General features: G+C 49.3%; 25 protein-coding genes and 1 pseudogene. 18 read left to right on the top strand and 8 right to left on the bottom strand.

Annotated features, from left to right (window positions below):
* Positions 1–3 precede the first annotated feature (3 nt).
* The 10 genes and pseudogenes from dnaB (at position 4) to IPJ88_00640 (ending at position 10,472) form a co-directional block, all read left to right on the top strand.
* Positions 4–1,404 (top strand): replicative DNA helicase, encoded by a 1,401-nt coding sequence (gene dnaB, locus IPJ88_00685; GenBank protein QQR90304.1) that lies wholly within the window; start codon positions 4–6, stop codon positions 1,402–1,404.
* A 37-nt stretch (positions 1,405–1,441) separates the two neighbouring features.
* Positions 1,442–2,938 carry an outer membrane protein transport protein gene (locus IPJ88_00680; protein QQR90303.1) on the top strand — a complete coding sequence of 499 codons (1,497 nt, stop codon included), beginning with the start codon at positions 1,442–1,444 and terminating at the stop codon, positions 2,936–2,938.
* Between the two features lie 157 nt (positions 2,939–3,095).
* Complete coding sequence (locus IPJ88_00675; protein ID QQR91926.1) at positions 3,096–4,058, top strand: metallophosphoesterase; 963 nt, start codon at positions 3,096–3,098, stop codon at positions 4,056–4,058.
* Between the two features lie 124 nt (positions 4,059–4,182).
* Positions 4,183–5,217 (top strand): annotated as a pseudogene (locus tag IPJ88_00670) (rod shape-determining protein).
* Between the two features lie 21 nt (positions 5,218–5,238).
* Positions 5,239–6,096, top strand: coding sequence for a rod shape-determining protein MreC (mreC, locus tag IPJ88_00665; GenBank protein QQR90302.1), 858 nt, complete (start codon positions 5,239–5,241; stop codon positions 6,094–6,096).
* Between the two features lie 6 nt (positions 6,097–6,102).
* Positions 6,103–6,648, top strand: coding sequence for a rod shape-determining protein MreD (mreD, locus tag IPJ88_00660; protein QQR90301.1), 546 nt, complete (start codon positions 6,103–6,105; stop codon positions 6,646–6,648).
* Positions 6,645–7,553 carry a hypothetical protein gene (locus IPJ88_00655; protein QQR90300.1) on the top strand — a complete coding sequence of 303 codons (909 nt, stop codon included), beginning with the start codon at positions 6,645–6,647 and terminating at the stop codon, positions 7,551–7,553. Before mreD ends, IPJ88_00655 begins: the two co-directional genes overlap by 4 nt.
* Before the next feature lie 2 nt (positions 7,554–7,555).
* Positions 7,556–8,491, top strand: a complete 936-nt coding sequence (locus IPJ88_00650) for a hypothetical protein (protein QQR90299.1) — start codon at positions 7,556–7,558, stop codon at positions 8,489–8,491.
* Positions 8,492–8,503: 12 nt separating this feature from the next.
* On the top strand, positions 8,504–9,604 hold the full coding sequence (gene rodA / locus IPJ88_00645; GenBank protein ID QQR90298.1) for a rod shape-determining protein RodA: 1,101 nt from the start codon (positions 8,504–8,506) through the stop codon (positions 9,602–9,604).
* A 34-nt stretch (positions 9,605–9,638) separates the two neighbouring features.
* Positions 9,639–10,472, top strand: a complete 834-nt coding sequence (locus IPJ88_00640) for a carbon-nitrogen hydrolase family protein (protein ID QQR90297.1) — start codon at positions 9,639–9,641, stop codon at positions 10,470–10,472.
* 552 nt (positions 10,473–11,024) lie between these two features.
* Here the strand turns inward: IPJ88_00640 and IPJ88_00635 are convergent.
* Positions 11,025–13,244 (bottom strand): PQQ-like beta-propeller repeat protein, encoded by a 2,220-nt coding sequence (locus IPJ88_00635; protein ID QQR90296.1) that lies wholly within the window; start codon positions 13,242–13,244, stop codon positions 11,025–11,027.
* 276 nt (positions 13,245–13,520) lie between these two features.
* On the opposite strand from IPJ88_00635, the gene IPJ88_00630 reads away from it, so the two are divergent.
* On the top strand, positions 13,521–14,603 hold the full coding sequence (locus IPJ88_00630; GenBank protein ID QQR90295.1) for an AI-2E family transporter: 1,083 nt from the start codon (positions 13,521–13,523) through the stop codon (positions 14,601–14,603).
* Positions 14,600–15,010 (top strand): NUDIX domain-containing protein, encoded by a 411-nt coding sequence (locus tag IPJ88_00625; GenBank protein QQR90294.1) that lies wholly within the window; start codon positions 14,600–14,602, stop codon positions 15,008–15,010. Before IPJ88_00630 ends, IPJ88_00625 begins: the two co-directional genes overlap by 4 nt.
* Positions 15,011–15,285: 275 nt before the next feature.
* On the opposite strand, the gene IPJ88_00620 is transcribed toward IPJ88_00625, so the two are convergent.
* From IPJ88_00620 to IPJ88_00590, 7 genes are all read right to left on the bottom strand, one after another.
* Positions 15,286–15,876 carry a glycosyltransferase gene (locus IPJ88_00620; GenBank protein QQR90293.1) on the bottom strand — a complete coding sequence of 197 codons (591 nt, stop codon included), beginning with the start codon at positions 15,874–15,876 and terminating at the stop codon, positions 15,286–15,288.
* Positions 15,825–16,430 (bottom strand): hypothetical protein, encoded by a 606-nt coding sequence (locus tag IPJ88_00615; GenBank protein ID QQR90292.1) that lies wholly within the window; start codon positions 16,428–16,430, stop codon positions 15,825–15,827. Before IPJ88_00615 ends, IPJ88_00620 begins: the two co-directional genes overlap by 52 nt.
* 95 nt (positions 16,431–16,525) lie before the next feature.
* Positions 16,526–18,115: an alkaline phosphatase family protein gene (locus tag IPJ88_00610; protein ID QQR90291.1), complete on the bottom strand. Its 1,590-nt coding sequence runs from the start codon at positions 18,113–18,115 to the stop codon at positions 16,526–16,528.
* Positions 18,116–18,205: 90 nt separating this feature from the next.
* Positions 18,206–18,457 carry a hypothetical protein gene (locus tag IPJ88_00605; GenBank protein ID QQR90290.1) on the bottom strand — a complete coding sequence of 84 codons (252 nt, stop codon included), beginning with the start codon at positions 18,455–18,457 and terminating at the stop codon, positions 18,206–18,208.
* Positions 18,417–19,589: an alkaline phosphatase family protein gene (locus IPJ88_00600; GenBank protein QQR90289.1), complete on the bottom strand. Its 1,173-nt coding sequence runs from the start codon at positions 19,587–19,589 to the stop codon at positions 18,417–18,419. Before IPJ88_00600 ends, IPJ88_00605 begins: the two co-directional genes overlap by 41 nt.
* Positions 19,586–20,431 (bottom strand): hypothetical protein, encoded by an 846-nt coding sequence (locus IPJ88_00595; GenBank protein QQR90288.1) that lies wholly within the window; start codon positions 20,429–20,431, stop codon positions 19,586–19,588. Before IPJ88_00595 ends, IPJ88_00600 begins: the two co-directional genes overlap by 4 nt.
* Positions 20,428–20,859, bottom strand: a complete 432-nt coding sequence (locus IPJ88_00590; GenBank protein QQR90287.1) for a CBS domain-containing protein — start codon at positions 20,857–20,859, stop codon at positions 20,428–20,430. Before IPJ88_00590 ends, IPJ88_00595 begins: the two co-directional genes overlap by 4 nt.
* Positions 20,860–20,887: 28 nt before the next feature.
* On the opposite strand from IPJ88_00590, the gene IPJ88_00585 reads away from it, so the two are divergent.
* From IPJ88_00585 to IPJ88_00560, 6 genes are all read left to right on the top strand, one after another.
* Positions 20,888–22,138: a hypothetical protein gene (locus IPJ88_00585; protein ID QQR90286.1), complete on the top strand. Its 1,251-nt coding sequence runs from the start codon at positions 20,888–20,890 to the stop codon at positions 22,136–22,138.
* Positions 22,139–22,140: 2 nt separating this feature from the next.
* Entirely contained in the window at positions 22,141–22,926 is a 786-nt protein-coding gene (gene bamD / locus IPJ88_00580; protein QQR90285.1) for an outer membrane protein assembly factor BamD, read from the top strand.
* Positions 22,927–23,074: 148 nt separating this feature from the next.
* Positions 23,075–23,797 carry a tetratricopeptide repeat protein gene (locus tag IPJ88_00575; protein ID QQR90284.1) on the top strand — a complete coding sequence of 241 codons (723 nt, stop codon included), beginning with the start codon at positions 23,075–23,077 and terminating at the stop codon, positions 23,795–23,797.
* A gap of 110 nt (positions 23,798–23,907) precedes the next feature.
* A complete protein-coding gene (locus tag IPJ88_00570; protein ID QQR91925.1) occupies positions 23,908–24,894 on the top strand; it encodes a PhoH family protein in 987 nt (328 codons plus the stop codon).
* A gap of 28 nt (positions 24,895–24,922) precedes the next feature.
* A complete protein-coding gene (gene cysK / locus IPJ88_00565) occupies positions 24,923–25,837 on the top strand; it encodes a cysteine synthase A (GenBank protein ID QQR90283.1) in 915 nt (304 codons plus the stop codon).
* Positions 25,838–25,846: 9 nt separating this feature from the next.
* A complete protein-coding gene (locus tag IPJ88_00560; GenBank protein QQR90282.1) occupies positions 25,847–26,233 on the top strand; it encodes a group 1 truncated hemoglobin in 387 nt (128 codons plus the stop codon).
* The last annotated feature ends 142 nt before the right edge of the window (positions 26,234–26,375 follow it).

The raw sequence follows: 26,375 nt of genomic DNA, 5'->3' as shown, positions 1-26,375 counted from the left end.
GGAATGGCGCTTGAGTCGTATTCCCGTTCTTCGAATGTAACTCGCAGCAATATTAGCGGGCGAGTTCCTCCGCACTCTGTTGAAGCAGAGCGTTCAGTGCTCGGTGGCATCTTGCTCGAAAACAGCGTGATGCATACCGTTGTCGAGCACATTTCCGGTGAGGATTTTTATAGCGAAGCGCATGTTCAAGTCTTCGAAGCGATGGCTAGTCTTTTTGCCAAAGGTCAGCCGGTTGATACGGTAACCTTACGTGAAGAGTTGGTGCAGAACAGCAAGCTTCAAATTGTGGGTGGTGATGAATACCTTCTTGCACTAACAAACACCATTCCCGCGCTGAGCAATATTGAAGCGCATGCCCGAATTATTCATCAAAAAGCGGTGGTTCGCCGACTTATATCGGCCTCGCATGAAATTGCTGCAGGTGGCTACGGCGACTACGGTGATTATGAAGCTTTTTTGGATCGCGCTGAAAAGTCGATTTTTCAAATAGCAAAAGAAAGAGAACGTAACCCCACTCAACATATTGCGGCGGTGGTTAAAGCGACTTTTGAAGACATTGATAGCGCGGCAAAAAAGAAAGAAAGCGTTATTGGCCTACCTACAGGCTTTGATCGCTTGGATTTTTTGACTGCTGGTTTTCATCCGGGTGACTTGGTCATCGTCGCAGGTAGGCCTGGTATGGGAAAAACCGCTTTTGCTTTGAACTTAGGAGTCAATGCCTGCCTTGCGAGAAAGAAAACCGTCGCAGTGTTCTCGCTTGAAATGGCAAGCGAGCAACTTGTGCGACGTATGCTGTGCAGTGAAGCCCGAGTGGATGGTTCACGTCTACGAACGGGGCAGCTGCTGCGAGAAGACTGGCCGAAGCTTGTTGCTGCTGCTGGCATGCTAAGCGGGCTTCCGATATGGGTGGATGATACGCCAGCGCTTACCATCATGGAACTACGCGGAAAAACCCGGCGTTTGATGTCAGAGCATGATCTTGGTCTGATCATCGTTGATTATCTTCAGCTGATGCGTTCAGGTGCCCGTAACGACAGTCGAGAACAAGAGATTAGTGAAATCAGTCGCTCGCTCAAAGCGCTAGCCAAAGAGCTTCGCGTTCCTGTGATTGCACTCTCACAGCTTAACCGCGGCGTCGAGCAACGAGGCAACAAAGACAAACCACCGCAGCTCTCAGATCTTCGGGAATCTGGAGCCATTGAGCAGGATGCCGATACGATCATCTTTATCTATCGCGATGAAGTCTACAATCAGGAGACTTCCGACGCTGGCATCGCAGAGTTTATCATAGGCAAACAACGTTCGGGTCCGACGGGCGTTGTGCGAGCACGCTTCTTTAATGAATACACGCGCTTTGATAACCTGGCAGACGACGATAACTTCGAGCAGCCCTTCAATGGATAGGAGCAGTTGTATTAAGTCTCGCTTCTCGTTCTACTCGATGTCAAAAGTGGGGCTTGTGCTGTTGGGAGCCCTTGCTGTTGCTCGTCCTGCGTGGGCGGGGGGGCTGGAATATCCCAGCCCAACAACAAAAGGGTTGGGACGCGGCGGTGCATACCTTATTGGCGGAAATGATCCGATGGGGCTGGCTTATAATCCAGCATCGCTTTCAAAAATCGATGGCCGGCAGCTTGCTATAAATGCGCAACTCGCAGTCTTAAGCGCCTGTGCGGATTTAGCTGGAAGTTATGGGCGAGGGAGCAGTGGTAACGTTCCCACGGTTTTTGGTCAGCCCGCGGATTTCAATGCTCAAGAACTGCCGAAGGTTTGCAACGACGGACTGCCTTCAATTGTTCCAAGTTTGGTTTTTGCGATTCGACTGCCCAAAGGTTTTAGTTTGGCTGCTGGATTGCTGAGCCCTAACGCGCTTTCCACTCTCAAGTACGGAAATAGTAACGGCTCCATCCAGAATAGCGACGGAACGCTTCTGCCTTCGCCCACACGATACACCCTGGTGGAATCGCGACTTATGGAGATTTGGCCCACGATTGGTGGATCGTGGACACCCAAGCCTTGGCTCAGTCTGGGTGCTTCTTTTGGGTGGGGAATGGGTTTCTATAATTTCACAAGTTACAGCGCTGCAATACCAGGGACATCCCCGGCCAACGATGTTCGTACTAAGCTAAATACTCAGGATCTTTTTATTCCCGTCCTTAACGCAGGTATTAATTTACGCCCCTTCCGCTTTTTGGAATTTGCTCTAGCGCTGCGCTGGATTGATTCAATTCGCGGCGGCGGAACCCTTGACTTACGCGCCAGTGACTTTGGCACCAATGCTGAAGGCGGTTACGTCCCGCATGCAACACGCGTTGATAATGCCGAACTTCAAGTCCCATCGCGAATCAAGTTCAGTTGGGGGACTCGCTACGTTCATTTTCGTGCAAAGCATGCCTCGAAGCAGAACAAACACGATTCCATGGCGCAAGAGCTTTTTGATATCGAACTTGATCTCGCGTACGAGCTAAATTCAACAATCGATGCTTTTAAGGTCAACGTCCCTCAAGGAAACAGTCTTGTTATCGAAGCATTCGGTGCGCAAGCCGTTAATGTTCCCGTTCCGTTGCAAACGGTAATTCCTTATCAATGGAACAATCAGTTTACGGCTCATTTAGGAGGCGACTACAACCTTATTCAGAACCTGTTGGCGTTAAGACTTGGTGTGTCGTTTGAGAGTAGAGGCGTCTCGCCTGCCTACCAAAATCTTACCTTCATGCCCGCTCAAAGACTCGGATTGCATCTGGGAAGCACGCTTCGTCTTGGCGCATGGGATCTGTCTGTAGCCTTTGCACATGTTTTTCAAGAGACCATTGAAGTATCTCAAACGCACGCTGAACTTGAACAAGTTGTTGCGGGAAGTCTCAGTGGAAGTGTCATCAATGCGGGAACCTACAGTGCTCACTTCGATATCTTTGCCCTTGGTGCAAATTTTCATTTTTAGAGCTGAGCTCCGAAACCCGTTGGTGGGGTGGGGAATGACCTCAATATCCTGATATAAAACAAGGAAGAAACGCAGCTCAAGACTGTGGTAGACTACGACCATGGCAATTGCTCCATCCGAGAAAATGCTCGCTGCTTTACAGCGCTCGATCAACCGGATGTGGACTCCGCCAAAAAAAGAGAAACAGGAACCCGTGACTCTTCGACGCTTTGCCGGGCACACTCGTTTTTCTCAGTATTTTAATGAACTCAAAGTTGCTCACCTCACCGACCAGCATGTGGGTCGCGTGACCCCGATGTCAGTACAAAAGCATGCAGTGCAACTTGTTAACGAACAAAAACCCGATCTTGTTGTGATTACCGGAGATTTTGTATGTCACGGCCAAGCCTATCTGGATGCGCTCGAAGAGGTGATTTCTGAGATCGATGCCCCGGTCATAGGCGTTCTTGGAAATCACGATCATTGGTCAGGCGCAAAAGAAGTACGGCACAGTCTAAAAAAAGCTGGGGCGGAAGTACTCGATAACGCGAATACTATCGTTACGTTGGGGCACGTGCGTCTTCAGGTACTCGGTTTGGATGATGCCTATACGGGGCATGCCGATTTGCGCAAAGCAAGTCGAGGTTTGCGTTCCGATTTGCCTGTGTTGGGCCTCTCGCACATTGCGGAGGAAGCAGAAAAGATGTGGCAACTTGGCGTTCCTCTTGTGCTGTCGGGACACACGCATGCAGGACAGATTACTTTGGCTCGACTTCATGAATTTGCTTTGGGACACTTGGCAGGACACCGTTTTGTTCATGGTCTGTATGGAAGTCGTTTTGACAATCGCGAAAAAACCTCGGGAGCCGTCTATGTCGGAGCTGGTATTGGGGCTTCAGTCATGCCTTTACGCATTGGCGATCGAGGTAGGCCCGAAGTCACGATCTTCGAGTTAGGCCTCGAACCAGGAAGCTTAGATGAGCATCATGAAGAGCAAAACCCCTTACCCGGAAGAAAACCGTCGGCCAAAGCGCTAGCCAAGCGAGCCGCAAAAGTGAAGCGTAAACAGCGATCCCGTGACCGCCAAGCTGCAAAGGTCTCGCAGCCCTTGAAAAACAGCAAAAAAAGCAAGAAAATCTAATGGTTAGCTATCGTGATTCACCTTGATCCCTCCTTGTGAATCTGTTAAGACTTGACGGATTAAGGGACGAGTAGTTCCTGCGGCGAGATTCATTTCAATTTCGCGGTTTTCGTCTGGTTTTTTTATGTTTAAAGATTGGTTTCAAGGGCTTTTTTCAAATGATCTCGCTATCGATCTTGGGACCGCAACGACTCTGATCTACGCGCGTGGCCGCGGTATCGTCTCATGCGAGCCCTCGGTGGTTGCGGTTCATCACGATGGTCGAGGCGGCAAGAAAGTTCTTGCGGTGGGGCGCGAGGCTAAAGAAATGCTTGGACGTACGCCCGGGAGCATTACTGCCGTCCGTCCGCTTCGAGATGGTGTTATTGCAGATTTCGAGATTACCGAAGCTATGCTTCGCTATTTTATCGCGCGTGCCAATACACGGCGCACTCTTGTCAAACCACGAATTATTATTTGTGTGCCATTTGGCATTACCGAAGTTGAAAAGCGCGCGGTTAAAGAAAGTGCTGAAGGTGCAGGTGCTCGCGAGGTGTATCTTATTGAGGAGCCCATGGCTGCGGCTATCGGAGCTGGTCTTCCTATCACAGAGCCGAGCGGAAACATGATAGTCGATATCGGTGGTGGGACAACCGAGGTGGCCGTTATTTCGCTTGCCGGGATTGTCTACTCCCAATCGGTTCGCGTGGGTGGTGACAAAATGGACGAAGCCATTATTGCTTATATGAAGCGCAAGTATAATCTTTTGATTGGTGAGCAAACTGCAGAGCGCGTAAAGTGTACGATTGGCAATGCTTACGAAAAAGAAACCTTGGACTCCATGGAGGTCAAGGGGCGCGATTTGGTGGCGGGAGTACCAAAGACCGTTATGGTCAATGGGGATGAAATCGCGAAGCGCTAAGTGAACCGATTTCCGCTATTCTTGAAGCCGTAATGGAAGCTCTGGAAAAGACACCCCCGGAGCTTTCCGCTGACATAGTGGACAAGGGGCATCGTGCTTACTGGCGGTGGCTCTTTGCTTAGCAACCTTGACGTTTTGCTACGTGAGGAAACCGGCCTTCCGGTGATGGCCTCTGATGATCCTGTCTCAGCAGTGGTGCTGGGCTCAGGAAAAACCTTAGATCATATGGATCTTTTAAGGGAAGTGACTGTTTATTAGTAGTTGTCGGTTTGGGTTATCGTGAGCACACTACAACGTTTTAGAGATGCCGCATTCAGTATTATTTTGCTACTGATTCCCTTTCTCTTTTTGAATAGCCATCTAAAAAAGCCGGATCATTTAAATTCCGTTGATCGTTTCGTGATACAAATAAGCGCTCCTGTACAATATGTAAGCGGGGCACTAGCTAGCCTGGTATCAGATGGCGTCGAGTATTATGTTTGGCTAGTCGACGTTGCAAAAGAGAATCACCGCCTTCGATCAAGCAATTCTCGTTTAAAATTGGAACGACAACAGTGGCTCCACGATGCACGGGAAAATAAGCGCCTTCGGACCATGTTGGATTTTAGAGAACGTTCGCATCTTGAACTCATCGGCGCGGAAGTGATTTCCAAAGATGCCAATGCTTTTTTCCGAGTTTTGCGGATGCGTCTTGACCGCGGCGAAAGTGACCTCCTTCGACCTGGGATGGCGATCATCTCTCCTCAGGGTTTGGTAGGCCAGATAGAAAAAACCGTTTCCGACTATAGCGACGTCATGATGACCGTGGATAGACGAAGCGCAGTCGACGTGGTCATCGATCGTACAGGTGCTCGCGGTGTGCTCCGCGGTACAGGTGATACTGAAAAATATTTGTGCCGAATCCAATATCTTGATCAAGCTAACGATGTACGCCCTGGCGATTTGGTAGTCACTTCTGGATTTGGAAAGCGTTTTCCAAGCTCAATTCCTATCGGTCGCATTAAAAAAATTACGAAAAAGTCTTTTGGTTTGCATCAGGAAGCGCTCGTTAAACCCATTGTAGATTTTTCGACACTGGATGAAGTATTTGTCGTGTTAAATACCCCTCCAGGTGGCTCGCTTGCTGAGGAAAAGTAGGCAACTATGTCAACTCGAGCAATAAGTGATGGTTTTCGTTTTTTATTGCTGGGTTGTGCGTTACTAATTTTACATAATGTTATTGCTGGACACTTAGCAATACATCCTTTTGTTCCGGCGATTTTGATCCCCTTTGTGATTTACCTTGCTGTATCAACGCGCATTCCGTTGCCTGTTGGAATTTGTGTCGCGTTCTGTCTTGGTTTTCTTTTTGATTCGTTTAGCGGGTTGCCTTTTGGTTTATACACTCTTACGCACGTCGCCACCTATGTTGTCTCGCGTGCTGCTGGTCTGCGTTTCTTTATGCGAGGTGTTTTTTCTGAGATTACCTTGGCTTTTATTGTGTGTTTTTTGGCAGGTTGTCTTGAACTTGCGATGCGAGCAATTTTTGAATATCCCGCACCTTTCCCTGCAGAAGAGTATTCGAACTTTGTCGTGCTCCTCTGTGTGTCTGTAAGCACCGCGTTTTGCGCGCCTATTATCTTTTTTGTACTGTCTTTAGTTGAACGTTGGAGTATGCGCCGTCAAGAACAGGCGAAAGAGTACGGATGAGTCTATTTTCTGTTCATCGTGAAGTTGGGGAATTTAGAAAACGCTATAAGTGGATGGCGTTGTTTGTGCTTGTCATTTTTGCAGGTGTCCTATTTCGAATGGTCGAGTTGCAACTTGTTGAGCATGATAAATTCGCAAAGAAAGCCTTGGGAAATATAACAAAAACCATTCGCATCCCTGCAATGCGTGGTGATATTGTTGACGCCGAAGGCCGAATCGTTGCGACGAACCGTGCATCGTATCGCGTGTTTGCTACGCCAAGCATGATCGATATGGAGAGTGATCTTCCTCGTTTGTCCGCCTTGCTCGAGCTCGATTCAACAACCACTGAGGCCTTCAAAAAACATCTGGAAGCTGTTCCTGCACGTCGCCGTACCCATCAAATTGAGGTGTTCTCCGATATCACGCGCGATCAACTGGCGGTTTTGGAAACACACGCCGAGGAATTTACGGGTCTTGATGTGGTCGTTTCTCCTGTTCGAACCTATCCTTACGATTCGCTTGGCGCGCATGCCATTGGCTTTGTCAATGAGGTCAATCAAGAGGATTTAGAAAAATTGGCCAAGGATGGCTATCGTCCTGGCAATGAAATTGGCCGCATTGGCGTGGAGCGAGCATGGGAGCGTGTGCTAAAGGGCAAAGACGGCTTTGAAGAAGTTGTGGTCGATGTGCAGGGGCTTAACCCAAGTGAAGGCACAAACGGCAAAGTGCGTACAACTCGGCGCGATCCGGAATTTGGTCGCGATGTTTTGCTTACGTTAGATATGAATCTCATGCAGATTCTGCAAAATGCCTTTGCTGAGCATCCTTCGGGCGCTGCGGTTGTGGTTGATGTTCGAAACGGTGAAGTAAAGGCGCTCTACTCTAAGCCCGCATACGACTTAAATGAATTGCTGGAAAACTAACCGTGGCCCGAGCAAAGGAACTGGATACTGACCCGCGTAGACCACGTATCGATAAAACGCTTTATGAGATCTATCAGCCAGGATCAACCCTAAAACCGATGGTCGCTATTGCCGGTTTGATGGAGCACGTGGTTAAGGACCATCCACGTGTCACGTGTGGCGGGTATTATGAGTTGGGTCGTGACAGAAAGCGATGCACTCAGGTACACGGCGATGTCGATCTCCGGGCCGCATTGGTCCAGTCATGCAATGTGTATTTTTATCGACTCGCCGAGACTCTTGGACTCGATCGAGTCTATAAATATTTCACTGATTTTGGTTTTGGACAAAAGACAGGCATTGGTATCAATACCGAAGCGGCTGGTTTTATACCGACCCGGCAATGGTATGTGGATCACTACAAAACGCCATTTCGAATCGGCTACACCCTCAACGAAGCCATTGGTCAAGGTAACACACGTGTGACACTCCTTCAGCTTGCAATGGCCTACGCTGCTTTGGCTAACGGAGGTGTGATCTATGCTCCGAAGCTTGTGAATGGTGTTCGATCGCATGATAAAGAAGTAGTCGAGAGAGGCTTTCCGGCGAAGATAAAGAAGACCTTGGGTATACCTCAGGAGTATCTTGAAGAAGTCCGCAAGGGCATGATTGGTGTTGTTAACGATTCAAAGGGAACGGCTTTTGATGCGCGTATCCCTGATGGTGTCCTGATCGCTGGGAAAACTGGAACAGCACAGGTATCTCAGCAAGCTGAGAGTACATCCATTGCTTTCCCTAATTTTCAGTTGAATCGTGATCATGCCTGGTTTGCAGGTTTCGCTCCTGCAATACAGCCTGAACTTGCGATTGTTGTTTTGGTAGAGCATGGGGGCGGTGGTGGAAAATATGCAGCTCCCATTGCGATCAACGCTTTAACGGAATATTTCCGACAGCGATAGCATGACGAAACTATGTTGAATCAAGAAACAAGAGATGTTTTTGACTGGCCACTTTTTCTGTGTGTAACTAGCATAGCTGCTATTGGAGTCGTGAACCTGTATAGCGCGACGAGTGCGGTGCATAGTGGGCGATCAGATATTTATATTTTGCAGTTTTATTGGCTCACGATTGGTGCCGTATGCGCTATCGGTGCTTCTCTCATCGATTATCGAGTATTCGAGCGCTATGCCTGGGTGATTTATGGCGTGGGCATTGCACTGTTGTGTTTGGTCTTTCTTTTAGGTCGAGAAGTTCGTGGTTCACAGCGCTGGATCCCGATAGGGAAGTTTGCCTTGCAGCCCAGTGAGTTAATTAAGATTGTGTTGGTCATTGCTCTTGCAAAGTATCTACATAACGATCCAAAAACGGAAGGGCGAACACTCAGGGATTTAATCGTTCCAGGGCTAATTGTAGCGCTTCCTATTTTTCTGATTTTGATTCAGCCAGACTTGGGAACCGCACTGTTGCTAGTTGCTATTTTTGGAAGCATTATGATGCTTACTAATCTGCACTGGCGCTCATTGCTTACCCTTACTGCGGTATTTGTTGCTAGTGCGCCGGTCACTTGGACCTATCTGTTAAAAGATTACCAAAAGGAGCGTTTACTCGCTTTCATGGATCCACAAGCTGATGTGCTTGATTCGGGTTGGCATGCTTATCAATCGACCATCGCCATTGGTAGTGGAGGTTTTTGGGGGAAGGGGTTTATGCGCGGCACCCAGAACCAATTTAGGTTCTTGCCGGATGCTCCCACCGATTTCCCGTTTCCGGTTTGGGCAGAAGAGCAGGGCTTCGTCGGAACACTTGTTCTACTTGGCCTTTACACTTTTTTTATTCTCTGGGGCCTTAAAATTGCTGCTCAGGCGAAAGACCGTTTTGGGGCAGTGCTGGTGGTAGGCGTTTCAGCTATTGTTTTCTGGCAGACGATTATTAATCTTGGCATGGTCAGTGGCATGTTGCCGGTAGTGGGCGTAACCTTACCTTTGTTCTCTTATGGTGGATCGAGTGTTATTACGACCATGGTTGGCGTTGGCTTAATGATGAATGTGTCCATGCGCAGACAACGCGTGTAGTTTATTACAGAGATGCAAGACTTGGAATTGGACGATGACGGGTACCGAGGCAAACAAAAGAACACGCGTGGCCGTAGCGCAGATGACAAGTACCTCGGATGTGGAGGCGAACCTTTCGGCGGTCAGGCGCTGCTGCAACGAAGCACATTCGCTTGGAGCTGAGCTGCTCGTGCTTCCCGAATGCTTTGCTTATTTGGGGCCTGAGGAAGGCAAGTTTGCTATTGCAGAGACGCTGCCCAAAGGTGGCGCCATCTTGGATTTCTGCCGCGACCTTGCTAAAGAGTTTTCTTTGGAGCTTGTATTGGGTGGTTTTTGGGAATCCATTCCTGATGACAGTAAGCATGTCTATAACAGTGAGCTGTTGCTCGGAAACGATGGCGAACTTAAAGCTGTTTATCGCAAGATACATTTGTTTGATGTTGATCTTGCAGACGGTACATCTCTGAGAGAATCTGATACGGTGTGTTCAGGAACAGAGTCGGTACTAGCGGATAGTGTGGCTGGTAAGCTTGGTCTTTCTATTTGTTACGACATCCGCTTTCCCGAACTTTATAGGCGTTTGGTTGACGATGGTGCTCAGTTGATAGCTGTGCCAGCTGCTTTTACTCTGACAACGGGCAAAGATCATTGGCATGTTTTGCTTCGGGCACGTGCCATTGAAACGCAGTGCTATATGCTTGCAGCGGCTCAGTTTGGAAAACATTTCGGCAACAGAGTCTCTTACGGCCATGCTCTTATCGTCGATCCCTGGGGCTGCGTGATCGCCGAATGCAGCGACGGACAAGGTGTAGCCGTTGCGACAATCGATCTCGAACGCCAAAACAAAATCCGCACCTCCCTCCCAAGCTTAAAACACCGACGACTGTAAGGCTGAGCGAGCGACGGACTCAATCGTCTAGAAAAATATTTGACTTCAAGCTTGCAACGGAGCGTAGGGTCTCCATGCTCAAACAGTCCTCGCTTCGCTGCGGAAGGTATCTAGTCGGGTACTTGCTTTCTTCCAGCACTTTTTCCGAGCTTTCCTTAGCTTCGGCTTACCTCCTCGCTCCTCGTCGGCAAGTACCGATGTACGTGCCTCCTCGTCGCTGTGGGGGCACTCGAAGCCAAGAAAACCTCGAAAAAAGCTATACCTTCTAGCTTTGCACTCTTTGTCGATTATCTTTTTTATGATTGTAGGTCGAAGTCACCAACTGAGCAGGCCCTAAAATAGCTGGTTGTCTAACTATTTAAAAGAGCGAACTGTTATTTAGTAACAATCTAAGTGGTTTGAATCGGAGGCCCCTCTTGTTTGCAGGAGCATCTGCCCAGAGCGCATGAAGTTAGAATCAGGAAGATGGGGCTTTGATGAATACGCCGACCTAATGATCTTGAAAGCTCCAGCAAACAAGAGGGGCCTCCGATTCACTCAAGGCCATCAGTTTCAACGAACAACATAAAGAGCAGGAGCGGGAGCGAATGCTGCGATGTAGCCGCTTTCTTCGGCAACATAAAGCCAGCTTCGTTCATCAACACGCAAAAAGTCAGGCACCAGATCGCACTCTTCAAGTTCACCCATCAAGTAGCCGTCGGAAGGTCGTACTGTGTACACAGAGGCGGAAGGTACAAAGAGCGCCCCACCACGCAACACTGGATCGAGCTGACGCGGAATGTCATCGGAGGTTGGATCGGATAAACGATGCTGCCATTTCGGTTGTCCATTGCTCATATCAAGAGCACTCAATGTTCCAGTAGGCGAGTTTATCACCAAGTGGTTGTCGATGTGCATGACCGATCCACCATGACCAAAGCCAGGGTCCACCGCTTGCCAATGTTCTTGGCCGTTTTCCTTATCGAAACTCACGATACCGCGGGTCTCATTCATTAGAAAGGGTACCGTTACAGCAGTTGAGGTGGCATAAGGCGGAGCGGTTGGACTTCCAGCAAGAGGCTCTTGCCATTTCATCTGGCCGGAAAAAAGATCAAGTGCATAGAGCAAAGCAGGTTCTCCGCCTGGTTCACTTGTCACAGCATATGCGGTATCGCCAACAATATGTGGTTTTAGACAAAAACGCCCGTGTTGAGAAAAACGCCATACGACCTCACCAGAACCGATATCAAGCGCATGCACTGCACTGTCTCCGCACACCACTACAAGAACTCGGCCAGAACGAGTCATTTGAAACATCGTGCCCGACGGAGAGGTAAAGCGCCAACGAGGCTCCCCTGTTCGAAGATCAATTGCGCAGATTCTGTTTTGCCCTTCGGTTAGGATTGCAACAGGCGGCAAACTTCCTCCCCCTGCCAGCATGCCTTGAGCAGGTCCGCCAACTCGCGGTGCAATATAACCACGGGCATACACGTCGCCATGCTCGACTTCGCAAAGCTCGACTTCGCCGTTTAGACCAAGGCGTACCAGAGTCTGACCGGTCATCATCGCCGTAGTAAAAGAGGTCGGCTTCGCCCATATCACTTCACCGGTATCGCGCTCCAACGCGATTGTGTAGCGTGGGGTAGCTATAATTAATCGATCACCACATAAAAAGGTTGAGCCAGCATCCAGGCCTTCGATTTCGGTGGTCCAACGTTTTTGAAAACGCACCGAACCTCTTGAAACAGGCAGTGCCGTAACAGTCGGCGGCCGTTCGCTATCGGGGTGCATTCCCATGCGCAAGCGGTCGGGTTGCGGATTGGTGAAGCCTTTTACTTTCTCTCTCGTTCGAACTGTTTTTCTCAAGCGTCTTACCTGATCACGCAATGAAGAAATACGTAGATTCCTCGACTGATTTCGGTCTACTCCGATGACAGCACGAATGATAATCGATGCAAGACGCAAAAAGGGTAGTGCTGCTCCTGAGACATCAAGGTTGGGAATCGTAATGGTTTGACCCTCTTGGGTCATAAAGGTGAGAGCAACCTTTTGCTCATGACTGAGTCTAAAGCCAATGGAAATAGATCCGGAGCGCAAGCGTATATTGGAAGGACGTTGAGTCTCCGAGGCATCAAGTAGAGCGCGTACGATATCCACCGCTCGCTGTACGGTAGGCATGATCGGCCCTTCGGTAAGCAAGTAGCGACGGCCTTGCGAATGAACCCAAAGTTTTCCAGTAAAAAGCGTGGCGTGAACATCAGCACGCGAAGAAGCTTCCCGTAAAGGCTCTGCCCCAGCTGGAATCATGGCTTCAAAACTAAAGGCAAGAGGAAAGTGTTCACTGGGATCGTTGACTGTTGCGCCTGTACGCTGGCTGGGTACTCGGTTGAGATAGACATCGCGAACGATATCAATATGCTTTAGGCGATGTGCTAAGCGCTGGCCAACCTTGCGCTCGGTAGGATGGTTCGTGCCAAGCGCGCTTTCTCGCAGAGTATCCGCACAGGCATCAAGTAGGTCGCGAAAGGGTACAGGCCTATCAAGGCTGTAGACTTCGGCTACTGAACTTGTGTCGTAGTGGCTAATTAGAATCTCGGAACCTCGACGTAAAAAAGCAAACTCCGAGGTGCTGCCAGCGAGAGGAACAATCACCTTATGACGCAGGCCTTTGGCAAGGTTCATGAGTCCACTGGCCAAATCTGTAAGTTCGGGCAGCTCTTGTGGTCCACGGGCATGCCCAAGTAGCATGGATGCTAGTTTTGGAATGTGCGTGCTTTGACCTAAAGTACTCATGGCTTTAGGTGGGGTTTTGGGTACGACTCTTAACAAAGTATTTGCCATCAGAAGACGAAAAAAAATACACCTTGACAAGACAAGTGGACAACGCCTGATCCTACTTCGCTTCTGCAAAAAGGCGAAATTATCGGCTTTTTATAGGGGAATGTGAGGCTCTGTGGCTGGCGGCGCAGATCGTTTTTCCGTCCAACTCCTTGAAATAACACATCTTGGCAAAAGCAGTCTCCGAAGATCTCTTCCCGCTCTCTGCCCTTTTGTGGAATGATGCCAGACATGTCAGTAGACCTTGGAAAAGGCGGCCGCGTTCTTATCATACTTTCTGCTCTCGTTATCGTGATGACGGGGCTTAAATTAGCATCGCCAATTCTTGTGCCGCTTCTATTAGCCATCTTCATTGCGATTGTGTCCATGCCTGTCGTTCGCGCACTGAATTCGCGTGGCTTGCCGATCGGGCCATCAGTTATTGTGGCGTTTTCAGTGGATATGGCTTGTCTACTCGCCATCGGGTTTCTGCTGGCAGTAAGTGTTGAAAAATTATCGGTTTCATTGCCTTCCTATCAAGAGCGTGCCGGTGAACTTACGTCCATGCTTGGTCAATGGCTTTCATCCTATGGAATTAATGTAGCGGCCTCGTCCTTGCAGGAGGCAATTGATCCAGCTTATGCCATGGGGTTTGCAGTGGATACGGCAAAGCATTTGCTGCGCCTTATATCCATGTGGTTTTTGGTATTGCTTGTGGTCATGTTTATTTTACTCGAAGCAGCAGGTTTTAAAACAAAAATCCGAGAAGCTATGGGCGAATCCCAGAGCACTGCTTTGCGGTTTGCGCGTGCCACAAATGATATTCAGAAATACTTGCTCATCAAAACGGTAGCGAGCGTGGTGACTGGACTTCTCGTTTATTTTTGGGCGCGGTTTTGTGACCTCGACGGTGCACGGCTTTGGGGTTTGCTTGCATTTTTGCTCAACTACATCCCAACGCTCGGCTCGATTCTGGCTGCGGTACCAGCGGTGTTGCTTGGTGTCCTGCAGCATGGCTTTGGTGCTGCCATGGTCATCGCTTCGGGCTATTTATTCATCAACTTTGTAATCGGAAACATCATCGAGCCCCGTGTCTTTGGTAAGGCTGCTGGGCTATCTCCTTTGGTTGTATTTCTTTCGATGTTGGTATGGGGCTGGGTTCTTGGCCCAATTGGAGCATTTTTGTCCGTGCCGCTTACCATGATGGTTCGAATCTGGTTGGCCAATACCGAAGATCTGCGCTGGATTGCTGTGTTGCTTGGTCCAAGCGGTAAACGTTGTATGGAAGGTTTGCGGCCAAGTATGCTTCCTCCAAAAACAAGCGAAAGTGCATGAGTTCATATGTAAGAGCGCTTGTTGCTGTTTCAGTGCTTATCGTTGAGAAGAATAAAGTCTTGGCGCTGAAGCGATCGGAGCATTCTGATGCAGCAGCTGGAAAATGGGAAACGATTTCAGGCCGTGTGCAGGTTAAGGAAAGCTTGCTAGAGGCTGCAAGACGTGAGGCGTTCGAGGAAACAGCTCTGCATGTTGAGCTAGAAGAGCGCCCCTTGCTTAGTTATTTAGCGAAGCGTGCTGAGCAAGACATGGTTGTTGTGGTTTACCGAGGGCGGGTTGTTTCTGGTGAGATTGCAATCAGTGAGGAGCATTCTGAATTTAGGTGGGTTGATTTAGATGGTTTCAGTAAGCTATGTGAATTTGATCAGCTTGTTGAGGCTGTCGGTCTTGCTTTGAGTGCACCTTAAAATTTTTATTTGTTTAACTTAAGTGAGCCGAAGGAGGCGCGGCCTTGATAGCGTCAAAAGACATAGCCCGGGCATAAGCGATTAACTTGCTTGCCCCGAAAGTCCTATCCACGTGCTGGAGCTTTCAAGACCACCGGCACGGCGAAACTAGTTAGCACCTAACTTCCCGTAAATCCTTCTCGCGCTCTGGGCAGATGCTCCTGCACGTGGATAGGGCTCTCGGGGCAAAGCAGTGAGTGCATCGTATTGCTAGCGAACAGATGAGTACTCTTTGTCTATGAAAGTGATGGGATAGAGGAGAGGGCGTTGAGGTAGGCTTGGGGGCTGTGGTGGGTTTTTAGGTAGTTTTGGCTTTGTTTTATGCGCTCGGTTTGTGATTGCAGGGTTTGGCACATGTGCTGGATGGCTTCCTTGAAATCAGGAGCAGAGTTGTTTTTGGCGACGACGAGGCCTGCTTGGAGGGGAAGGCCCGCTAGGGCTTTTGGGGAACAGACGATGGGCAGAGCGAGAGCGAGTGCATCAAGTAGTTTGACAGGAAGTCCTCCCTCAATCTGTCGTGGAACAATCGCAAAGTCAGCGCTGCATAAAGCGCGTTGCCTTTGCTCTGTGTTATCGAGCGCTAAGACGATAAGATCGGGTCCAAGTTTGAGTTGCAGGATTTGCTTTGCTAATCCTTCGGCATTGGATGCCGTAAGAACAACAAGTTTGGGTCGGTCGTTTTTGATTTGCGCGAAACCCCGTAGCACTGGATCAAGGCCTTGATAGGCATCAAGGTTTCCAGCGTAAAGAGCTACCCGATCGTTTTCAGCAAGTCCTAGGCTCTGCCTAGCTTGCCGTTTCTGGGTGTTGCTTGCTGTGTTATGCATCGGCCAGGAATAGGCAAATAGGAAAAGCTTTTGTGATGCCGCCCTTCGAGAGTCTTACAAAGCCAAGGAGTCACTGCAAAGCGGTGATAAGGACGAAAAGTGGCCACACGATCCAAATAACGGCCTGCAAGCGAAAGAGGTCGACTAAAAGCACGATGAAAATAACTGCCTAGTTCATCTTCTAGACTGCTATGCGCAATGAATACCCAGGGTCGAATGCCGGCCATGGTGCAAGCCCATGCTGCTTCGATATGGTGTGCGAGCACAAGTTTCGGCGCAAGCACTGCATGCAGTTTTCTTACTTGCCACACCAATTGCATATCCAACGCAAGCTTTTTCAAACTCGGTCCCGAACGCAGCGATGAATCTTTTGGAAGATCATAGAGACGATGCACCTTGTACGCTTGCTTATCGAGCGCGTAGGCTTGGCCGGCGTAACACAGCAGATGGGTATCATGTTGTGTAGCGCTCGCTTCAAGCATGTGCTTGATCGCGGCTTGGGTGCCTTGAGTGCTAGGAAAGGGCAAAGCCGCGACGTGCAATACCGTATGCATGACAGAGCTTCTAATCGATGTAACCTAGTTTTCGGAGTCGCGCTGCCAAAATACTTTGCTTGCTCTCGGATACAGACGATGATTTGCCCGGAGGCTTATCTTGCCAATTGGCGTGAAAAATGCTCTTTTAATGCCAAGTTTGGCGGTTTTAAGCTATCTAACATGCCACGGTTGTCCATGCGGCAAAGTGCATTGGCGGTGGCTGTGGCCATGTCACACTCGATGAGGCCCTGTTTTTCAACTTTTGGGCCGGCAGCAAGGAATAAGCCGGTTTCCCGATGACTACCTGCAAGGCTACGTCCTTTTTGACCGAGATACTCGTGTGCTTTGAGTTTGCGCCATGCGCCTTCATGTGGAGCTGCGCTGCTTGGCATAAGATTGTAGGAATAGCCCTCATCGTAATGCAGCTGCAGTAGATAATCCGGGGCGCGATCGAGGAACTCCCCTTCAAAAAGATCTTCTCGAGCATAGACGGCCTTAATGACGGGCTTTGATGTCCAGGGATCTTTTAGTCCAAGCAATGCGGTTTCAATGCGTTGACGCAATGCGGCTACCTCATCGGGTCTCACGGTGCCGTGTGTTTCACGCTCTTTGAGATTCAGATGCAATGCCGGAAAGTAGTTTAGCTCGTCACTAAAAACTTTTGTGCCCTTCATGTCGATGGTGGAAAAGCGCACTTGCGATTCGATGATGGAGGGCAAGCTGCGTCCCGCAAGCGCAAATACTTTTTCACGAACAAAGGGTGGAAGGAAACGTAGGCCAGCCTCTTTACACAGCCGCGCGACATAATGGCTGAGACCTTTGCGTTTGAAACGAAGCAGTCCATGCGCTTCGAGCACGCGATTCAGATAAAGTACTTTATCTGAAGAGCCTCCAAAGCCATGATCGCTCAGCACCGTGACTTCGACTTTTTCTTTGCCCGCGTGCTCGATAAGAACACCAACCGCCTTGTCCAAAGCGGCATAAACCTTTACTAAGCCCGTTGTCATTTGCGGGCTTAGCGCACTTGGTCGTCTCGGTGAATTGGCATCGTAAAAATTCCAAAGATGATGCGATGCTGTATCGCTTTCGCCAAAATAAACGGCGAAGGCGTCCCAGAGTTTTTGATCCAAGAGAAAACTTACAAGTTCGGTTTTCTTTTCGATGCGGGTGCAAAGTGCTGCAGGAAGCTGCGCGTGCCAATCTTTGGCTTCGGTGTGGAATTCATCGACGGTATCGAAATTAATTTTGCCAAATTTCCTGTTGATCGTGTCTCGCAGCTTTGGAGGCCAGATGTAGGAATCGTCAGCTTCAAAGGCAACTGGGGCATCCCAACCGCTAATAAAATAGCCGTGCTCCAGCTCTTCTGGTGGCCAAGTCGCCGGGAAGAAAAGACATGCGCACCGCTTGCCGAGCGCATCGAGACGCTTAAACACCGTGGGTGCTTCGCGCAGCGTGCCTCCGCTAAACGCGACGCGATAATTTTTACGGGTTGTGAAATCAAACACGCCATGTTTGCCGGGGTTTAGGCCGGTAAGAAAGGTACACCAGTTCGGAAGTGTCGCTGGCGGAAGCACACTTTGTAGATGCGCACTGGCTCCTCGTTCCATTAATGCATGTAAATGGGGAAGTTGTTCTTTGCCCATAGCCTGAACAAGATGCAAATCAGCACCGTCCAGGCCAATGATGAGAGATGAAGCTGGCATAGTGCCCAAGCAATTAGCGAGCTTCAGAGAATTCATCAATGGCTACGCTCTAAATCATGAGGCATCTGCCCGTAGTTTTGCTCAAAGCCGCTAAAGTAAGCTCTTGCCTGCCATGCTTGGATCAATGGCTTGATTCATAAGTGTTAACACCGTTGGTGCGATATCGGTGATCTGGCTGTGCGCGATGTAACCCTGGGCTGGGATGCCCGCGCCAGCCATGATTAGGGCGCCGTCCCAGTCGTGGTTACAGCTATCGAAACCGCGATCGTTGTGTGGACTAAACAACGAAGCGTGACCGACACTACCAATGGCTCGGTAGTTGAGATCGTCGAAAAACACCATCAAGTCCGGCGGCAGCCCTAGCGACTTTGGCGTAACAATCTTGGGCTCGAAGCGCCTTGGCTGCAATCGCTTGTTTGCCGGCAATATCAATTGAGCTGAGCTTATCCATAAGACTATTTCGCAAGGCTTCGTAGTTCTCGGCAGGCACGCAGCCCTGAGCCTCACGCCCTTGCAGATTAATAAAAAGTCGTGCGTAGTATCCGCCTTCGGCCCAAGCGCTTGTGGACTTCCAGTCAACCATCTCAGGATGAAGTGCGCTCACCGAACTTGGGCGGTGTTTGAGTTTTAAAAAGCCATGCTCAATTAGCCATTCGTTGATGTTAACGCCGCCAAGTAAGCTGCGGGCTCCATGGTCACTCACGACGAAGACGCTGGTATTTTCATCACAAAGGCTTAGCAACTGACCAATTTCGCTATCAAGATAGGCGTAGTAATCTCGCACGATATTAATGTTGGGGTCGCTCGGATCATGTTCAGGATGATTCGGATCGGCGTGTTTCCAGAACGCATGGTGCATGCGGTCCATGCCGATATCGACCATCATAAGAAAGTCTAGTTGACGCTTGCTCCATAGATACCGTGCTGCGGCAAAGCGTTGTTTGCTCATGTTGCACAATGATTCAAAGAGCGTGGCGCGATCGTCTTGGCGGTGTTCAGCGGCGTCGATGAGGTAAGGACCAAAGTGAGTTTCGAACTCTTGTTTGAAATCCTGCGGCCAAGTGTAGTTGCATTCGGTATCGGGAGTCAGACAGCCTGTGACTGACCATCCGTTAAACGGCTTTGGTGGATAGCTTAGGGGAACAAAAAGTGAGGCAGCCTTTTTGCCTTGAGCGCTCAATCGTTCCCAAAGGCAAGGCAAATGCATGTCCGAGCTGTCATGAAGCTTTAGATCGTAAGAGCCTGCTTCGTGTTTACGAAAACCATAAAGACCAAGTGCGCCAGGATCGTAGCCTGAAGCCATGCTCATCCAAGCTGGTACCGTGATGGGTGGTATGGTTGAACGCAATGGGCCCCACATCCCGCGTTTACGCATCCGTGTCAGATTCGGAAGATGATCTTTAAAGCGATCAAACACGAGCTTCGGAGCAGCGCAATCGATGCCCACAATCATGACCCGTCGCGGAGGGATCATCTTTCGCGATCAAGTAAGCGATGGCAATTGGAGCAAGTGACAAGCAAGCGTGAATAGGCATCCGCTTTGCCTTCAGGGCTTTTTTGTTTGAGTGCTTGGGTGGCAATGCTTTTTAGCTCGACGGCCAGATCTTTAACTTGTGCTGCTTTGTTACTTGAGAACTTGTGAAACTCGTGTAGCTCTAGAGGCGCCTCAGTTAGTGTTTCTGCGCCGACTATCCAAGCGCGGTCCCAAGGTTCGGTGAGGCCTTCCCACATTCGATCGGTAGCCCAGCGTAACAAAAGCATATGCGTTTTCAGGCTGACAATTTCTTCAACCCAACCGCTTGGATCGTAAGTCGGGCCCGAACGGGTCGCTTGATGGCATGCTGCACATTGTGCGCCAAGCTTTCCAACGGCTTCGGCTGCTTGGTTCAGCTCGGTGCTTTGAGAGCCAATTCGTGCTGTAGCGCGCCATGTTTCCAAAAATGGCAACCAGTTCTTGGGCGCATTTTTTGTGCTAATGGTGTGTGTCGCTAAGCGGTTGAAGGCTGAAGTTGCTTCAGTTAATTCGCCTTCTACGATGGCGTCACGAGCTACCGTGCTATGATCAAAGTACTCGTGCATCCCTTTGTCGATGATTTTCGATGTGCTTTCTTGTTTTTCAACTTTGCTTTGTCGCGTGTCGATGTGGGGCGGGTTCTCTTGTTTCGCCGGGTTGCGGTGACAGCCAGCGCTAAGAGCACATAAAAATACCAAGCCAAAGCATGTGTGGTTGATATGCTTTTTAGAGATTAGCCAAACACGGCTCGGAGCGATTTTGCTTTGGTTGATCGTCGTGGCACAATGATTCGCATCGTTCATGGCGACTCGTTTTTCTGAAGCTCACGAATTGTCCATTTGAGAAAATCGGCCTCGGTTACAATGCCTACCAAACGCTCATCTTCGATAACTGGAAGACAGCCGATTTTATGATCGACGAGAATTTCTGCAGCTTGCACAGCGGGAGTGTCTGGATGCACGGTTCGGATTCCAGTGGTCATGATGTCTGCTGCTGTTGCTGAGACATAGGTTGTTTCGTCGTTTTCAGAACCAAGATGGGTGAGCAAGTGGGCTTGCGCGATGAGGAGATCGCGGTGCGTGACAAGTCCAAGCAATCGACCTCCTTTAACTACAGGAAGATGTCGTATGCGACCCAGTTCCATAACTTCCGAAGCAAGGCCGATTTCTTCTTCTGCGCTAAGCGATACCACGCCTTTAGACATAATATCGGCAACGGTCGTTTGACTCATGGTAAACCTCTCTTTGTCGCCTGCGACTATGGCACAAAAACACACTCTTCTAAAGCAAAAGCGCAGTCCCAAAATGGGCTCATTCAGCCGAAAAAGCCGCTTCGAAGATCGGGCCCTTGCTTATCTTTTCTTAGGCGTCTATGAGTTGAGCATGCTTGCTCGAAAACCAACGTTTTTGATGACTCTTCTCGTGCTCGTGGCCTGTGGAGGCGAAGCTGCTCAGATGCCAACTGAGCAGGAGTCTGGTATCAGCCAGGGTGCTGAATCGCTATTCCCGGAGCCTGAGCAAATTATTGAAGGCTCTGATGCCCGCGAGATCGGCGCTGAGCAGACTTTTGCTGATCTCGTAGCGCTGATCAAGGCGCTTGATAGTGCCGGTCAGACACATTCAGATGCCGGATGTTTACTTGATGTAAAAGAGCAGCCTTGGCAGTTTCGAGCTGATGTGGCTGTTGCGCACCGCCCAGTGCCGGAATCTGTCGATGACATCGATCCGCTGCTTGCTACGATCGAAGCTGTACAAATCCACACGCGTTGGGGCGTGCTTGGCCGTGCCGCTCGAGGTCCGAAGGTTGTGGCGCTGACGACATCGCCCATGGATCTTCATGAGCAAGCCCTGGCCGTTTTCCTTACCGACGAAGGCGTCTATGCACGCACGACTTCGCTAGCGATTAATCCTCCTTTTGCCGACAAGCTTGCAATAGGTGATTTGCCTCATGCTTTAGCGAGAGTTAAAGACGCTTATGACGGTGTTTTCGACGGTGCCTATGTGGTTGCCGAAGACGATATTGCGCTTGGGCAGATACACCGTGTGTTAAAGGCAATTTCGACACTTGATCTCGCTACTGCCTTTGCTGTGGTACTTCCGGCTTCGGCAACCTTAGGCAAACCCGGACTTGCAAAGCAGCGGAGTAAAGAAGGTTTGTGTTCGGGGCTGCCTGCTATTGCTCCGGGCGCACCTTTTGCGGAACTCAGTGCGACGCAGTTGCAGAACATTCAAAAAGCACTTGATAAGGCGGGACACCGCTGTCTTGAACACAGTTGTGGAACGGGTGTGACCGGTGGTGTGGTAAAGGTCGCTATTCAGTTCAACCCTCATGGAGAGATCAGCCAGTCTTGTATTATGGATGATGAAACTGGCGATGTGAGTTTGCGTGAATGTTTACTAAGTGCTGCAAAAAGCATCGAACTTCCAGTGCTCGAGGGATATGTCAATCTTCAACTTCCGTTGCGTTTGGTGCACTTGCCGACTGAGCAACAACGACCTTTGTGTGATTAATAATGATGCGTTTTATCCGTTTGGGCTGCTTTGCAGCGATCGTGTGTGCTTTGTGTTTTGCTTGCGGTTCTGCTCCGCCCAGTACTAACTTAAGCTATGGTGATAAGGCGAAACAAGCCTATGAAGTCGCCATGAATGACTTTAGAGACGAGAACTGTGTTGATGCGGAGGCTCAATTTCGGAATATACGACGTAAATATTCCTACAGTCGTTATGCAGCGCTTGCAGAGTTACGGCTTGCAGACTGCATGTTCACAGAAGATAAATTTGTCGAAGCTATCCAAGCTTATCGTGATTTTCTAAGAGCACGACCCTCTCATACGGAAGTGCCCTACGCTGAATTCAAGATTGCCGAAGCGTACTATAAACAAATTCCAGAAGGCTGGATTCTTTCTCCGCCCGCGTATCAGCGTGACCAAGGGCCAACACGACGCGCCCTTGAGCAGCTTCGCCACTACATGATGAATTACTCGAATCACGATCGCCTTCAAGATGCCAAAACGATGCAACGAAAAGCGCTCGCCTTATTGGCACAACACGAGCTTTCTGTTGCTGAGTTTTATCTCAGTCGAGACCAGCCACGAGCTGCGATTGGTCGCCTTCAGACAGTACTCAATGCCTACCAAGGTAGTGGCCTTGAGGCGCGTGCGATGTTCGCTTTGGCAAAAACACTGCTTAGCCTAAAAGAAAAAAGCAAAGCCAAAGAGACTTTTACTGTACTGCTGCAGCGGTATCCTAAAACGGAATACGCGGAGCAAGCGCGAAGCTATCTTATAGAGCTGCATTAGCGCTAACATAAGCGAGTTGCGACCTTAGAGACTAATTGGGTTCATTGATTCAATTTTCCCCTGTTTGGAGCTTTGGCACAGCAACATACTTGTAGGTGTGTTCCGCTATCTTGCCGAAGGGCGTGACGTGCAGGTACGCTAGTAGAAGATGGACGGAAAAATAAAAGAACTGGTTGCTTTAGGCAGAGAACACTACCGCAAGGCGGACTACGAACGGGCGGAAAATTACCTTGCTCAAGTTTACGCCGAGCGCAAAGATCTGCCGGATGTATTGAATATGCTAGGCGTAATTTTTCACGAAAGCGGTCGATTCACTGAAGCCAAAGAAGTTTTCGAAAAAGCGCTAGAGTCAAATCCTCGTTATACCGAGGCAGCATTAAACCTTGCCATTACCTATAACGATTTGGGCAACTACGATGCTGCCAAAGAAGTTTACAATCAGGCGTTGCGTGCGAGCAGCCCTGCACCCGATCAAGCGGATTCCTTCGCACTTGGTAAAATTGCGAACTTGCATGCAGAGGTAGCGCATGCCTATTCCGACGTCGGCATGATCGATCAAGCAATCGAGCAGATGCAAAAAGCCGTTTTACTTAGGCCCACCTTTGTTGACCTTCGTATGCGTTTGGCTCGTTTTTATCGACAGATAGGTAATCTTGATCAAGCTCGAGCGGAACTTGAAAAGGCAATCAGCATGCAATCGAGCTATTTACAGGCGCGAGTTGCATTGGGGGTAGTGTTGTTGGCTCAAGGTTTAGATAAAGAAGCGGCTTCGCAATGGAATACCGTTTTGGAGTACGATTCCGAGAACAAGACAGCCAAAGCCTTCTTGAAGCTGCTTGAACGTCGAAGCCAAATGCCCCCGGCATGCTGATATCGCCACGCCACTGCTTCTTTACGCTGGCGCTTGGCCTATTTGATTTGCGCAAATAGCAAATCACAGTAGTATCAGAGCACTAGGTAGAGGAAAAAGTGTCGAAGACTATGGATGAAAAAAACGCGACCACTTCGCTTGAGCTTGAAGATTCCGGAATTTTGCTCGCCCTGTGTGGTCCTGGTTCCGAACATCTAAGAATTGTTGAAAAAGAACTCGGCGTTGGCATCGGACAACGGGGCCTTAGTCTGATTTTTTCAGGCTCAGACAAAGAGTCTGCCTTGGCCCGTAAAGTCATCCAGGAACTGATTGCTCTAATAAAAGCGGGCTCACCGCTTTCAGAAATCGAAGTGCTTCGAATAACACGTGCACTAAAGAATGATCCCGATGCAAGTTTTGGTGAGGCTGCGCGTGAGGTTGTTTTGCAGTCTCCGCGCAAAGTAATTGTTCCCAAAAGTGCTGCCCAACAGAGATATATTCATGCAATTCGCAAGCATGTATTGGTCTTTGGAGTTGGACCTGCAGGTACTGGTAAAACGTATTTAGCGATGGCGATGGCGGTACGGGCTCTTCTTGAGCGGCGCGTCAAACGCATAGTGCTTGCAAGACCGGCCGTTGAAGCAGGCGAAAAACTAGGTTTTCTTCCTGGCGATTTAGCAGAAAAAGTGAATCCTTATTTGCGTCCCTTATATGACGCTTTGCACGACATGATGGATGTCGATAAAGCACAGGGCTTTATTGGCCGCGGAATCATCGAGGTTGCTCCACTAGCGTTTATGCGCGGACGTACGCTCAACGATAGTTTTGTTATCCTCGATGAAGCACAAAATACGACTGTTGATCAGATGAAAATGTTTCTCACGCGTTTGGGCTACGATTCCAAGGCGGTAGTCACAGGAGATGTCACACAAACCGACCTGCCGATGGGCAAAGAGAGCGGACTGTCGGATGCAGTTAACCTGCTCTCTTCAGTCAGTGATATTGCGGTATGTCCTTTTTCTGAAACAGATGTCGTGAGGCATCCTTTGGTGCAAAAAATTATTAAGGCTTACGATAGTAGAGCGTCGCAAGCGTCGAGCCAGGGAAAAAACTATTAATGCAGCATCTCAAACGGAATCATGTGTTATGAAAAATAATCCTGTGATTAGCGATAATGTTCTTGAACTTATTGGCAACACACCGATGCTTCGTTTAAAGCGGATTTGTCCCGAAAACGGCGCGGAAATATGCGCGAAAATGGAACTGCAAAACCCAGCAGGCAGCGTTAAAGATCGTGCGGCTTTAGCCATGATTCAGGCAGCAGAGAAGCAAGGTGTTTTGAAAAAAGATTCGACAATTATTGAAGCTACCAGCGGAAATACTGGGATCAGTTTGGCTATGATTTCCGCAGTGCGTGGTTATAAATGTACGGTTGTTATGCCAGAGGGAATGAGTGCTGCGCGACGTTATTTGCTTAAAGCATATGGTGCGGATGTCGTGCTTACTCCTGCGGAAGAAGGCATGGCCGGAGCCGTGTCGAAAGCAGAAGAAATTGCCAAGCAAAAAAGGCACAGCTTTATGCCTCAGCAATTTAAAAATCCGGCCAATCCAAACGCACATTATACGGGCACTGCGCAGGAAATTTGGGATGCAACTGAGGGCAAAATCGATGTTTTCATTGCGGGGGTAGGGACCGGCGGGACCATCACGGGTAGCGCGCGTTTGTTCAAAGAAAAGAACAATGCCATAAAAATGATTGCGGTTGAGCCCAAGGCGAGTGCAGTCCTTTCTGGAGCTGAGCCGGGTTCGCACGCCATTCAAGGGATTGGTGCTGGCTTTGTGCCAAGTATTCTTGAGCGTGACCTTGTTGACGAGATAGTGACCGTAAGCGATCTCGATGCGGAACGTATGGTTCGTCGTCTTTCGGAAGATGAGGGCTTGCTGATTGGTCCTTCGTCTGGCGCAAACGTTCATGCAGCGCTGCAGGTTGCCGAGAAACTCAAAAGCAATCAACGTATCGTTACGATCCTTTGCGATACCGGCGAACGCTATTTGTGCTAGAGTTGTTTTGTGTCTCAGCAACTACCAAATTTTTTCGAGGGCATTGGCGGGAAAGCGAAGCTGAAAAGCATCATTTCTGACTTTGTACAAAGGCTTTTTTCCGATCCAATGATAGGGTTTTTTTTCTCCTCAATAAGCAAAGAACGTCTGACTCGTTTTGAGTATGAGCACGCAGCGCAATGGCTAGGGGGGCCCGTAAGTTATTCTGGCCGCCCACTAACTCAGGCCCATGCTTCGCACCGTATTATGGGCGGGCAGTTTGATCGTCGAAAAATGATTCTTAAAAAGACTCTCGAGCAGCATAATGTGCCTCAAAATATTATTGATGCATGGCTCGAGCACACCGAATCTCTAAGATCCGAAATTACCAAAGACAACCCAGGCGAGTGCCGATAGAATAAGTCTTAGAAATTGTTCTTGTCGCAGCATCTGCTGAGACAGAAACCCAAGGAGGGTGGTGTTCCTGACCTTTCAAGACTACCAACTGCGGAAGGCTGACCACTTCTTTTATCCCAATATTTACCTACGTGCGCCACAT

Source organism: Myxococcales bacterium (assembly GCA_016699535.1).
In the GTDB taxonomy this organism is placed as follows: domain Bacteria; phylum Myxococcota_A; class Polyangia; order Polyangiales.
Note: the sequence above shows the minus strand (reverse complement) of the source record. Positions and strands in the feature narration are given on the sequence as shown.